Annotated in this window: 14 protein-coding genes; 6 read left to right on the top strand and 8 right to left on the bottom strand. The window is 62.6% G+C overall.

Annotated features, from left to right (window positions below):
• Positions 1–17 precede the first annotated feature (17 nt).
• Positions 18–2,207, bottom strand: a complete 2,190-nt coding sequence (locus tag HX866_RS15745; RefSeq protein WP_177140078.1) for a patatin-like phospholipase family protein — start codon at positions 2,205–2,207, stop codon at positions 18–20.
• A 71-nt stretch (positions 2,208–2,278) separates the two neighbouring features.
• Here HX866_RS15745 and HX866_RS15740 point away from each other — a divergent pair, with 71 nt between their 5' ends.
• Positions 2,279–2,566 (top strand): SelT/SelW/SelH family protein, encoded by a 288-nt coding sequence (locus HX866_RS15740; RefSeq protein WP_100938944.1) that lies wholly within the window; start codon positions 2,279–2,281, stop codon positions 2,564–2,566.
• A gap of 8 nt (positions 2,567–2,574) precedes the next feature.
• Here the strand turns inward: HX866_RS15740 and HX866_RS15735 are convergent, their stop codons facing one another.
• The 3 genes from HX866_RS15735 to HX866_RS15725 form a co-directional block, all read right to left on the bottom strand.
• Positions 2,575–2,868, bottom strand: coding sequence for a hypothetical protein (locus HX866_RS15735; protein ID WP_177092632.1), 294 nt, complete (start codon positions 2,866–2,868; stop codon positions 2,575–2,577).
• Positions 2,869–3,019: 151 nt separating this feature from the next.
• Entirely contained in the window at positions 3,020–3,910 is an 891-nt protein-coding gene (locus HX866_RS15730) for a DMT family transporter (protein WP_177140077.1), read from the bottom strand.
• An 87-nt stretch (positions 3,911–3,997) separates the two neighbouring features.
• Complete coding sequence (locus HX866_RS15725; protein WP_177124936.1) at positions 3,998–4,747, bottom strand: AraC family transcriptional regulator; 750 nt, start codon at positions 4,745–4,747, stop codon at positions 3,998–4,000.
• A gap of 129 nt (positions 4,748–4,876) precedes the next feature.
• Here HX866_RS15725 and HX866_RS15720 point away from each other — a divergent pair, with 129 nt between their 5' ends.
• Positions 4,877–5,698: a UDP-2,3-diacylglucosamine diphosphatase gene (locus HX866_RS15720; RefSeq protein WP_177140076.1), complete on the top strand. Its 822-nt coding sequence runs from the start codon at positions 4,877–4,879 to the stop codon at positions 5,696–5,698.
• Between the two features lie 6 nt (positions 5,699–5,704).
• Here HX866_RS15720 and HX866_RS15715 read toward each other — a convergent pair whose 3' ends face one another.
• Positions 5,705–6,295: an HD domain-containing protein gene (locus HX866_RS15715; RefSeq protein ID WP_177140075.1), complete on the bottom strand. Its 591-nt coding sequence runs from the start codon at positions 6,293–6,295 to the stop codon at positions 5,705–5,707.
• Between the two features lie 102 nt (positions 6,296–6,397).
• Complete coding sequence (locus HX866_RS15710; protein WP_177092627.1) at positions 6,398–6,709, bottom strand: Mpo1-like protein; 312 nt, start codon at positions 6,707–6,709, stop codon at positions 6,398–6,400.
• Positions 6,710–6,868: 159 nt separating this feature from the next.
• Here HX866_RS15710 and HX866_RS15705 point away from each other — a divergent pair, with 159 nt between their 5' ends.
• Complete coding sequence (locus HX866_RS15705; protein ID WP_177092626.1) at positions 6,869–7,930, top strand: AraC family transcriptional regulator; 1,062 nt, start codon at positions 6,869–6,871, stop codon at positions 7,928–7,930.
• On the opposite strand, the gene HX866_RS15700 is transcribed toward HX866_RS15705, so the two are convergent.
• Positions 7,887–9,341 carry a TrkH family potassium uptake protein gene (locus HX866_RS15700; RefSeq protein WP_177140074.1) on the bottom strand — a complete coding sequence of 485 codons (1,455 nt, stop codon included), beginning with the start codon at positions 9,339–9,341 and terminating at the stop codon, positions 7,887–7,889. The genes HX866_RS15705 and HX866_RS15700 overlap by 44 nt on opposite strands.
• A 120-nt stretch (positions 9,342–9,461) precedes the next feature.
• Here HX866_RS15700 and HX866_RS15695 point away from each other — a divergent pair, with 120 nt between their 5' ends.
• From HX866_RS15695 to HX866_RS15685, 3 genes are all read left to right on the top strand, one after another.
• Positions 9,462–10,022: a nitroreductase family protein gene (locus HX866_RS15695; protein WP_177092624.1), complete on the top strand. Its 561-nt coding sequence runs from the start codon at positions 9,462–9,464 to the stop codon at positions 10,020–10,022.
• Between the two features lie 80 nt (positions 10,023–10,102).
• Positions 10,103–10,294 carry a type II toxin-antitoxin system RelB family antitoxin gene (relB, locus tag HX866_RS15690; RefSeq protein WP_177092623.1) on the top strand — a complete coding sequence of 64 codons (192 nt, stop codon included), beginning with the start codon at positions 10,103–10,105 and terminating at the stop codon, positions 10,292–10,294.
• Positions 10,284–10,553: a type II toxin-antitoxin system RelE/ParE family toxin gene (locus HX866_RS15685; RefSeq protein WP_177092622.1), complete on the top strand. Its 270-nt coding sequence runs from the start codon at positions 10,284–10,286 to the stop codon at positions 10,551–10,553. The genes relB and HX866_RS15685 overlap by 11 nt, the downstream gene beginning before the upstream one ends.
• 6 nt (positions 10,554–10,559) lie before the next feature.
• On the opposite strand, the gene HX866_RS15680 is transcribed toward HX866_RS15685, so the two are convergent.
• Positions 10,560–11,894: a sensor histidine kinase gene (locus HX866_RS15680; protein ID WP_177092621.1), complete on the bottom strand. Its 1,335-nt coding sequence runs from the start codon at positions 11,892–11,894 to the stop codon at positions 10,560–10,562.
• Between the last annotated feature and the right edge of the window lie 44 nt (positions 11,895–11,938).

Raw genomic sequence — 11,938 nt, 5'->3', positions numbered from 1 at the left:
GGTTAGCCCTGCGAACATCAGAAGGTCTGGCCCAGATTCAGGTACAGCGCCTTCTGATTGTCGTCATTGATGCCATAGCTGAAGTTCAACGGCCCCAAGGGGGTATCGAACCCCAGGAACACACTGGCGGCGTTGATATAACCGGTGTCGAATGAGTCGTCGTTGTTCCAGGCCCGGCCCCGTTCCAGCGAGGCGCCCAGGTACAGCGGGAAATCCAGCGGCAAGTAGGCCCTGGGTGTCAACCGACGATAATAGACCGCGCGCATCAGGCTGATGTTCTGTCCGGCAATCGAGTCCTGGCGAAACCCCGACAACTGCCGTGCGCCGCCGAGCAGGAAGCTTGAGGTGACCACCTCGGCATCATCCAGGGTGCGCCCGTAACGTCCGCCGAGGATCCAGGTGTTCGGCCCCTGGCTCAGGGCCTTGTCCAGGGTGAATTCCCACTGGCGGTAGCGTTGGGTCGAGCCCAGGCTCGGGTCGAACTCGCGCAGGGTCAGGTTGATGTTCTCGCCGGTGTGCGGGAAGTAGACGTTATCCAGGGAGTCGAAGGAGTATTTGAGCGCGTAGAAGCCTTCGCTGAAACTCACCCTTGGCAGGCTGCGATCGCCGATCTTCACGTCGGCCTTGCCCCAGGCTTCGCCGATACCGAAGCGAATCTCGCCGTTGTTGGCAATCTGTCGACCGATGTTCAAGCCAAAGCCGTAACGTTCCAGGCGGTATTGGGCAATTGGATCGTTATCCAGGGTCGCGTCCACGTTCTGCGTTTGCAGGTTCACATAGGGCGCGACAAAGTAGCGCGAGCCGGTGTCCAGCGGTTGGTAGAACTCGCTGTAGAGATCCTGCTGGTCGCCGATCTGGGCCCGGCTCAGCCACTCGCCGCCGAGGCTGTTGATGCCGTTGACCCGATAGCTGGCGCCGATATTGAAGGCACTGTTCCCGCGCATGTCGTCCGACAGGTTCAAGCCCAGGCGCAGGTAGTCGGTGCCGCTGCGCTTGCCCCGGGCACTGATCACCAGGGTGTGTTCCTGACCCTTGCGTGCAACCCGGTATTGCACCTGCTCGAAGTAGTCCAGGCCGTAGAGGGTGCCCATGTCGATGCGCAAGCGCTCGAGGTCCAGCGGCTCGCCGAGGGGCTGGCGGATGTAATAGCGGATCACCGCTTCGCTGACCTTGGAGTCGTTCTCGATCTTGATCCCATTGATCACCGGGGTTCGCTGCTCGGGCGCACGGGCGGCGACCAGTTCGGCGTCGGGGTTGGGCGGTGGACGCAGAGCGGCCAGGCGCGCGTCGAGAATGCGCGTGGCGCGATAGCCGGCGTCGATGATCTCCTCGGCACGGCCGAAGTCGGTACTGCCGTAACTGGCCAGTGCCGGCTGGATCAGGATGTCGTTGCGGTGCAGCGTGGCCAGTTGTTCTTCGGAGTTGCGCCGGGTCATCAGGGTAATGGACTGGTTGAGGACGTCGACCACGGTTGCCAGTTGCTTGCGTGAGCGCAGCGGGGTGCCGATATCGACCACGATGGCGATGTCGACGCCCATCTCGCGCACCACATCCAGGGGTATGTTATCGGTCATGCCGCCGTCCACCAGCAGGCGGCCGTCCAGTTCGACCGGGGCGAACACCGCCGGGATCGACATGCTGGCGCGGACCACCTGGGGCAGGTGGCCGCGGCGGAACACGACCTTTTCTCCGTTGGCGATATCGGTGGCGACCGCCCGAAACGGAATCGGCAGCTTGTCGAAGTCGCGGGTGCCACTGGCATGGGCGAGCATGCTTTCCAGCAACATGGCCAGGTTCTGGCCCTGGATCACCCCCAGCGGAAGGCCCAGGCTGCCGTCGTCATGAAAACTGAGCTGCTGTTTGACCAGGAAGTCGCGGTCGTCCTGTTTGCGCCGAAACGGGATGTCTTCCCGGGGCGGGGCGTCGGACAGCGCCTGTCTCCAGTCGATGCCCAGGGCGAGTTTTTCCAGTTCATCGATCTTGTAACCCGAGGCATACAGCCCGCCGATCACCGCGCCCATGCTGGTGCCGGCGATGGCGTCGATCCGGATGCCCTGTTCTTCCAGGGCCTTGAGCACGCCGATATGGGCCAGGCCACGGGCGGCGCCGCCGGACAGCACCAGGCCGATTTTTGGCCGTGGCGCCTCGGCGGCTTGCAGCGCCAGGGGCAGTAGACAGAGGAGCAGGCAGGACAACAAGCGGCGCATCATGATCTCGGGAGAGGCGATAAAGGTCGCTATTATAGCGACGACCTATTCCTCAGGAGCCCGGCGCAATCATGACCGCACGTAAACCCCATATCGTCATCACCTACTGCACCCAGTGCCAATGGCTGCTGCGTGCCGCCTGGCTGGCCCAGGAACTGCTCAGTACTTTCGCCGACGATCTCGGCCAGGTGGCCCTGGAGCCGGGGACCGGCGGGGTGTTCCGGATCACCTGCGACGAGGTGCAGATCTGGGAGCGCAAGGAGGATGGCGGCTTTCCTGAAGCCAAGGTACTCAAGCAGCGGGTACGGGACCGGATCGACCCCGAGCGCGACCTCGGGCACAACGACCGGCCCCGATAGGCGCCGACTTACGACGGGCTCAGCTTCGACTTGATGAGCCCGACGATGACCATCAGCACACCGCCGCCCACACCACCGCTGGCAACGCTGCTGAGGATAGACGCCAGGTCCAGTGCGCCATTGCCACTGCCCACGCTGCCGTTGGTGACGAGATCGAGCAACTGCCCGCCCAGACCGCCGCCGAGTATGCCCAGGATGGAATTGATCACCGGGCCCAGGTTGTATTTTGCCAGCACTGATCCGGCCACGTTACCGCCCACGGCGCCGCTGATCGCTTGAATCAAAAGACTGACGATGTCCATGGATGAAACCCTCCAGCATGTTGATGGGGAGGGCCGCTCGAATCGAGTCGATTCAGGGGGAATCACTGCTGCTGTCGTCGAGAAACCCTGATCTCCGTGAACGACAGCAAACTGTTGCGGATGTCACCAGTATAGGCGGATTGGGTTTTCGTCAATGAGCTGACGCGCCTTGCTGGTTTTCCCGAGGGGCGGCCGCCGCGCCCAGGCGGCTGGAAACCACGATAGCGAGAATGATCAGGATGCCGCCGAGCAACATGCGCAGCGTCGGGTTTTCGCCGAACAGCAACCAGGCGGCGGTGATTCCGTATACCGGTTCCAGGGCAAAGACGACCGCCGCGGTGCGCGCCTTGATCACCGCGAGGCTGGCGACGAACAGGCTGTGGGCCACGCCGGTGCAGAACACCCCGAGCAGGCCGATCCACAGCCAGTCCAGCGCCGGCACTTGCGCCAGGGCCGCCGCCCAGGGCAGCAGGCAGACGGCGACCACCAGGTTCTGGCACAACGCCGCCTGCACGGCTGGAATCCGCCCGGAGCCGGCGCGATTGGCCAGCGACAGCAGCGAGAACAGCAGGCCGGAAAGCACGGCCCAGAGCAGGCCACCGGTGGCCTGGCTGGCGAGGTCGAAGTCGGGTGTGACCAGCACCAGGCCAATACTCACCAGCACCACCAGGAGGATTTCATTGAAGCGGATACGCTCGCGAAAGATCAGTCCTTCGAGAATCACTGTAAAGGCCGGGAAGCTGGCGAAGCCCAGGGTTGCCACGGCCACACCGGCGACTTTGACCGCGATGAAGAAGCTTACCCAGTGCCCGGCCAGCAGCAGGCCGCTGAGCAGCAGGCGCCGCCAGTCCTGTGCTTGCAAGGGCTGCCAGCGCTGATGGCGGGCCAGGCGGGCGAACAGGCTGAGGGCCAACACCGCGAAGAAGGCCCGGCCGAAGACGATGATGGTCGGCGCGGCGCTCGCGAGTTTGCCGAATACGCCGGTCAGGCCAAACATCAATGCGCCGATATGCAGGGCGCCCAGGGCGGTACGGGGAGTCATGGTGGTCCTTGGAAACGGTAACTGACAGAGCCGCAGTCTAGAGGGCGACCGGAGTGCCTGTCTGTCGCGTGGCTCCTGTCGTTTGTCTCAGGACTCGCGCCGCAGTGCGCCGGGTGTACGGCCGAATTCGCGCAGTACCGCGGCGGCAAAGGCGCTTTGCGACTGGTAGCCGACACGGCTGGCGATCTCGCCGATCGGCAGTGCCGACTCGCGCAGCAGCCCGAGGGCAATATGCAGGCGGCGACTGCGCACGTAGTCCATGGGCGTCTGGCCGTATTCGGCGACAAAACGTGCATGCAGGCGGGCGCTGGAGAGGTCGGCGATACGTGCCAGGTCGGTCACCTGCAGTGGGTGAGCCAGGTGGCGATCGATATGCGCGTTGAGGGCGGCCAGGGGCAAGCGTTTGCCGCCGAATGGGCGGGTGCCCGGGCTGTTCAGGCTGGCGAGCAGCAGCACCGCGCCCTGTTGGGCGATCAGTGGATCTTCCACCGGGCTTGCCGCCAGCCACTGCACCAGTTGGCCCTGGGCGGTATCGAGGGTGAGTGGCCCGGCGGTGTCGAGCAGGCGCCGGCTGGCCTCGGCATGTTCACCCAGGGTGTTCAGCAGCCAGTGTTCGTCCGGTACGTCGAGCACCAGGCAGCGGCTGCCATTGGGGCTGGCGCAGACATGATGGGCATCGCTGGGGATCACCGCGACGCTTTGCTGTATGACCTGGCTGCCGTGGCCCTCGATCTCGAAATCGAGCAGGCCGGACAGGCCGAATACCAGCTGCGCATGGGCGTGGCTGTGGGTAATCAGGTCGCGGCTGTAGTGGCGCAGGGTCAGGATCGGTCCCATCGCGGTCTCCTTGGCATCGCCGCAGTCTACACCGCTTGCCGTCCGGGCGGTTGTCATCGGACTGCCACGTACCTGTCATGGTCCATTAACTGCCCCGGTGCAAGCTCAGGAAAAATCCGGAGAATGCCCATGACCCGTGCAGAGCTCGCCAAACCCAGCCGTAAGCAGCGTGTGCGAACCCTGTGGATTTCCGACGTGCACCTGGGGACCCGGGATTGCCAGGCCGAACACCTGTCGCAGTTTCTCAAGGGCTTCCAGGCCGACCGTATCTACCTGGTGGGGGATATCATCGACGGCTGGAAGATGCGCGGCGGCATGTACTGGCCGCAAGCCCATACCAACGTGATCCGCCGGCTGCTGACCATGAGCAAGCGCGGCACCGAGGTGATCTACGTCACCGGCAACCATGATGAATTCCTGCGTCGTTACTCCAAGCTGATCCTGGGTAATATCCAATTGGTCGACGAAGCGGTGCACCACACCGCCGACGGTCGCAAGCTGTTGGTGATCCATGGCGACCAGTTCGACGTGATCACTCGTTATCACCGCTGGCTGGCGTTCCTCGGCGATTCTGCCTATGAGCTCACCCTGACCCTCAATCGCTGGCTGAACCACTGGCGGGCCCGCTACGGTTATGGCTACTGGTCGTTGTCGGCCTACCTCAAGCACAAGGTCAAGACCGCGGTCAGCTTTATCAGCGATTTCGAAGAAGCCATCGCCCACGAATGCGTGAAGCGCGGGCTGGACGGGGTGGTGTGCGGGCATATCCACCACGCCGAGATCCGCAAGGTCGGCGAAGTGGACTATCTCAACTGCGGTGACTGGGTTGAATCCTGCACCGCCCTGATCGAGCACTGGGACGGGACCATCGAGCTGTATCGCCTGGCGGATGCCCAGGCGAAAGAGGCACAGCTCAAGTTGGAGTTGGAGAAGGTTGCCGAGTTGGGCTAAAGCGCATCAGGCCGTCGGGTTTTGCTCCATCGCAGCCTTGTAGATTGATTGCCTGGGCTGGGCGAACAGCCGCTCCATCATCGGTTCGAAAAAGCTCAGGGGCAGGCTTTCGTAGTCCGGGTCGAAGGCCGCCGCATCGTATTTGGCGCAGAACTCGATGGTGGCCAGGTACTGCGGGTGGTCGCGAAACTGCTCGCGCAAATGGCGATCCATCCCCAGGTAGTGGAAGAAGTAGTAGCCCTGGAAAATTCCATGCTTTTCCACCATCCACAGATTTTCGGCGCTGACGAAGGGCTTGAGGATCGCTGCGGCGATATCCGGGTGGTTGTAGGAACCGAGGGTGTCACCAATATCGTGGAGCAGCGCGCAGACCACGTACTCCTCGTCCCGGCCGTCACGCCAGGCCCTGCTGGCGGTTTGCAGCGAATGGGTCAGGCGATCCACCGGGAAACCGCCGAAATCACCTTCCAGCAACTTCAGGTGGGTCAGGATCCGCGCCGGCAGTTGCCGGGCGTAGGCGCTGAAGTCGGCGGCAATCACCGCCCAATCCTCCTGGGTACAGTCCTGCATATGGGTAAAGCGGGCTTGTCCCGTCATCGGCTGTGTCCTCTTGTGGTTCTTATTCGATGCCGGTTCCAGTCTAGGGCTTGCCTGCGCCCTGGCAGTGGCTGCACAGGACGTGTTGCTGGCCCCTTGGGCCTAAAACGCTACCTTGCCGAGGATCATGTCGCGAAACATGACGAAATCGCCGAGCAGACTGTAGAGAGGGTGCTCAAAGGTGGCCGGGCGATTCTTCTCGAAGAAGAAATGTCCGACCCAGGCGAAGCCATAACCGGCGATCGGCACCGCCAGCAATAACCCTGCGGAGCCGCGACCGATGGCCAGGGCGAGAAAAAAGATCACCAGGCTGGTACCGACGAAATGCAACCGACGGCAAGTACTGTTGCCATGTTCGCTCAGGTAGTAGGGGTAGAACTCTGCGAAGCTATTGAATTTTTTGATGTTTTCCACGGGTTACTCTCCGCGTTGGCCTGCTCTTGCGTGGAGGGTTCCACGGGGAGCTTATTTAAGTCTAGAGTGATTGGCAGCGACTATCAGTGACAATAGACGCCACTTTAGTATCCTTAGGCCATCAGTCGTCCTATACGACTTATCATGCAAGAAAAGGCCATGAGCGAGAGAACGACTTCTGCAAGCTGGGCGATGGGGATTGTCAAGGCGCTGGAGATGGATGGCCTGGATTGTCGTGTCCTGTTCAGGCAGCTGGGGCTCGATTACGCCGCACTCGACGATCCCGACGCACGCTTTCCCCAGGACTCGATAACGCGACTGTGGCAGCGTGCAGTGGAGCTTTCCGGTAATCCGGCAATCGGTCTGAACATGGGCCGGGTCGTACGCCCTGCGTCGTTTCATGTCGCCGGTTATGCGCTGATGTCCAGCCAGACCCTGGCCGAGGGTTTCAGGCGCCTGGTGCGTTATCAGCGGATCATCGCGGAAAGCGCTGACCTGAGCTTTCGTCTTTTGCCCGAAGGCTATGCGTTGATCCTGACAGTGCACGGCGACCATCTGCCGCCCACCCGCCAGAGCGCCGAGGCCTCCATGGCCTGCGCGTTGGCGCTGTGCGGCTGGCTGAGCGGGCGCACCCTGCAACCGCGCAAAGTGCTGGTCCAGGGCCCGGAGCCGGAGGACCTTGGCCCTTATAAAGAGGTGTTCCATGCGCCGCTGGTGTTCAACGCGCCCTACGATGCGCTGATTTTCGAGCAGGCCGACATGGAAGCGCCGCTGCCGACCGCCAACGAAGCCATGGCCTTGCTCCACGACCGTTTTGCCGGCGAATACCTGGCGCGCTTCTCCGAAAGCCGGGTGACCCACAAGGCGCGCCAGGTGCTGTGCCGGCTGCTGCCCCAGGGCGAGCCCAAGCGCGAAGTGGTGGCGCAGACCCTGCACTTGTCCCAGCGCACCCTGCAGCGCCGTTTGCAGGAAGAAGGCACCAGTTTCCAGGCGCTGCTCGACGACACCCGTCGCGAGTTGGCCGAGCAGTACCTGGCGCAGCCACGCATGACCTTGCTGGAAATCGCCTACCTGCTCGGATTCGCCGACCCGAGCAACTTTTTCCGCGCCTTCCGCCGCTGGTTCGAGGTCACGCCCGGCGAGTACCGGGCGCGGCTATTGGGAGCGGTGGCCTCGATCAATGACGCCAGAATGCGGGAATGCACAGAACGAACACTGTGATGATTTCCAGCCGGCCGAGCAGCATGCCCAGGGACAGGATCCACTTGGCAGCGTCCGGCAGGGTCGAGAAGTTGCCTGAAGGCCCGATCACCTCGCCCAACCCCGGCCCCACGCCGGAGACGGTACTGGCGGCGCCGGTCAGGGCGGTCATCCAGTCCAGGCCGAGCAGCGACAGGGCCAGGGCGATGGCGCAAATGGTGATGGCGAAGAAAAACGAGAAGGTCAGGATCGAACGCACGATTTCTTCGTCGAGACGGTGACCGTTGTATTTCTGCTTGATCACTGCCCGCGGGTGGATCAACTGGTTGAGGTTGGCCTTGAGCAGGATATAGGCCACCTGGAAACGGAACACCTTGATCCCGCCGGCCGTCGAGCCCGAGCAGCCGCCGACGAAGCCCAGGTAGAAAAACAGCATCAACGAGAAGTTGCCCCACAGGCTGTAGTCGCCCAGGGCGAAGCCGGTGGTGGTGACCACCGAGGTCACGTTCAGCGCCACGTGGCGCAAGGCGTCGAGCCAGTGCAGGTTGGTGGTCCACCAGTACCAGGTGCCGAGCACCAGCCAGGTCAGCAGCAGCAAGCCGAGCAAACCCTGCACTTGCTGGTCCTTGATCAGCGCCTTGCGATGGCCGCGCAGGGTCGCTACGTACAAGGTGAACGGCAGGCTTCCGAGGATCATCACCACCACGGCCACCCAGTGCACTGCCGGTTGGCTCCACTTGGCCAGGGACTGGTCCGAGGTGGAGAAACCGCCGGTGGAAATGGCTGACATGGCGTGGTTGATCGCATCGAACAGGCTCATGCCGGCCCACCAGAAGGCCAGGCTGCCGAGGATGGTGATGCCGACATAGGCGGTGACGATCAAGCGCGCCACCATGTGCGAGCGCGGCATGACCTTTTGCGAGCGGTCCGAGGATTCGGTCTGGAACAGGCGCATGCCGCCGATGCGCAGCAGCGGCAGGATTGCCACCGCCATGCCGATAAAGCCGATCCCACCAAGCCAGTGCAGCAGCGAGCGCCAGATCAGGATTCCCGGGGACATGTTGTCCAGGCCACTGAGCACGGTCGAGCCGGTGGCGGTGATGCCCGACATGCTTTCGAAAAAGGCGTCGGTGTAGCTGGTATGCAGGGTCAGCACAAAGGGCAGGGCAGCAAAAATGCACACCACCACCCAGCTTGAGACGGTGAGCAGGTACATGTCCCGGGGACGCAGGTGCACCTGTTCCGGGCGACCGCGGATCACCAGCGCCAGGCCGGCGAGGAAGGTCAGGGTGCTGGCCCAGAGAAAGGCTGGCAGATCGCCGGTGCGTTCGAAGATCACCAGGACCAGCATGGGGATTGCCATGCTGACGGCGAGGGTAATCAGGAAGATGCCGATGATGAAACCGATGATGCGCAGGGTCGGCATCGCCATGAAATAAGCTCGTGAAAGGGGGACAGGCGCCATTTTACCCACGACCCTGGTCATGTAAACCGGCACGGCGGCGCGGGATCTGGCTAGAATAGCCCGATCATTTTCCAGAGGAGGTGGCCGATGGAGGCTCTCGACAATTTGCTCAACCGTGTTTCCGCACCGCGCCTGCTCGATCCGGCACCGACCCAGGCCCAGCGCGATATCCTCTTCTCCGCTGCCCTGCGCGCACCGGATCACGGGCAGCTACGGCCTTGGCGTTTCCTCACCGTGGAAGGTGCGGCCCGTGAGCAATTGGGCAACCTGCTGGCCGAGGCGGTGCGTCTGCAAGAGGGCGACGCAAACCCGGCCGCCATCGACAAGGCCCATGCCATGCCTTTGCGCGCCCCCTTGGTGATTGTGGTGGTGGCCCGTTTGCAGGAGCACTTCAAGGTGCCGAAGTCCGAGCAGTTGCTGGCGGCCGGTTGTGCTGCCCACGGCATCCTGCTGGCGGCCCATGCCCAGGGGATCGGCGCGGTGTGGCGCACCGGCGAGCTGTCCTATTCGCAGCATGTGGCCAAGGGCCTGGGGTTGGGCGACGACGAGGAAGTGATCGCCTTCCTGTACCTGGGCACGCCGCAGAATGAGCTGCGCCAGCCACCGAAGGTCGATCTGACGGAGTTTGTCAGCGCCTGGTCGGCTTGAAATGTTTTCTGATGCTTGCGGCTGAGACAGCGGGCGTTCATAGGGCGTAAACTGGTTTACATCTACACCGGAGGCCATTTATGAGCGCCCAACTATCCCCCATAGTGTCGGAGTTTGAGACTGAAGAGCTGGCAGCCAGCTATGACCGTTGGTTTCGTGCCAAGGTACAGGCTTCCCTGGATGACCCTCGTCCCAACGTCCCACATGATGAAGTGATGGCTGAAATGCGTGCCTTGATCGCTTCGAAGCGCAATCGAAACGATGCAGGTTGAGTGGCGGCCCGAAGCTCGGGCCGAACTCCGTGAGATCCTGAATTACATCGCTGATCGCAATATTGTGGCGGCCGAGAACTTAAACGACGCCATTGAGGATGCGATCTCAGTCCTTCCTTTACATCCTTCCCTCTATCGATTTGGCCGTGTGCCGGGCACTCGTGAAATCATCGTGCATCCGAACTATCTGGTGGTCTACCGCGTTACAGATTTCATCGAGATAGTCACGGTGTTGCATGCACGGCAAGAGTACCCCTAACGGTACTTAAACCAGTGCGCCAGGCTCCAGGGGCAGATCCAGTTTGGCGACAAACCCTCCTTCGGGATGATTCCCCAGTACCAGGCTGCCACCGTGCCGCTCCGCTGCCCGCCGGGCGATGGCCAGCCCCAGGCCGTGGCCCGGGGCGGTCTGGCCGGGTGCCCGGTAAAAGGGTTCGCCCAGTTGCGCCAGATGCGCAGCCTCCACGCCGGGGCCATGGTCGCGCACGCTGATTTCGATGCGTTCACCCTGACGTTGTGCATGCAACTCAATGGCTTGGCCCTCGGGATTGAACCGCTGGGCGTTGCGCAGCAGGTTATCCACAGCGCGTTCGATCATGGTCGGCCAGCCCTTGAGGTTCAGCGGCGACTCGCCGTCGAAGTGCACCGGCTGCTCCGGACAGCCCAGGTTGGCATCTTTCTGCAAAGTGGAGAGCAGTGGGCTGAGGTCGACTTCTTCGGCGCTGGCCTGGTCGGAATCGACCCGGGCCAGGGTGAGAATCTCACTGATCAGCGCTTCCAGTCGGTCGCACTCGCGGGTCAGGCGTGGCCAGAGCCGTTCGCGTTCCTCTGGGCCGGCGCGTTCGGCCAGGGCCAGGGCAATGCGCAGGCGTGCCAGGGGTGAGCGCAATTCGTGGGAAACATCCCGCAGCAGTTGGCGCTGGCTGCCGATCAGGCTTTGCAGGCGTGCGCCCATCAGGTTGAAATCCTTGGCCAGCACCCCGAACTCATCGCGCCGCCCGGCCAGTTTCGCCAGGCTGTTCTGCTGATAAGTGGTCTGTCCCAGGTCATGCACGGCACCGCGCAGGCGGCTCAGGGGGCGGGTGATGGACAGGGTCACGAGCAAGCTGAACAAGGTCAGCACCACCAGGGCAATGCCCAGGGCACTGAGGGGTCGCAGCAGGCTTTCGCGGTGCCAGGCGTCCAGTTCCGGGTGGGGAATACGGTAGATCAGCAGGTAGGTCTCGCCGCTTTTCGGGCTGGTGTACTCCACCGTCAGGCGCCGCCAGGGCAGCTTGCGGTCATCGTTGTTCTGGCGTGCTTCAAAAGCCGCGGCCCGGCGTGGAAAAGTCCCGCGGACCAGCGGATCGCCCCCTTCGTTGAGTACCTGGACGTCAATGTGATAACGCTGCTTGCGCTGTTCCAGAATCGCCTGGGCCGCTTCTTCGCCCTGGCTTTCATAGGTTTGCGTCCACTCTTCGGCCAGGGTATTCAAGCCCGGATGACGACTGAGAATCCAGTTGTCCTGGTTGAGGATATGCATGAGCAGAATCGATAGGCCCGCGACAAGGGCAATGGCCAGCCAGAAGCTGGCCAGGATGCGCCAGAACAGTGATCGCACAGCAAGTCCTCAACCAAACGGTACAAACGAAGAAAACCCGACGG

This window comes from Pseudomonas gingeri (assembly GCF_013386165.1).
GTDB classification, from domain to species: domain Bacteria; phylum Pseudomonadota; class Gammaproteobacteria; order Pseudomonadales; family Pseudomonadaceae; genus Aquipseudomonas; species Aquipseudomonas gingeri_C.
Note: the sequence above shows the minus strand (reverse complement) of the source record. Positions and strands in the feature narration are given on the sequence as shown.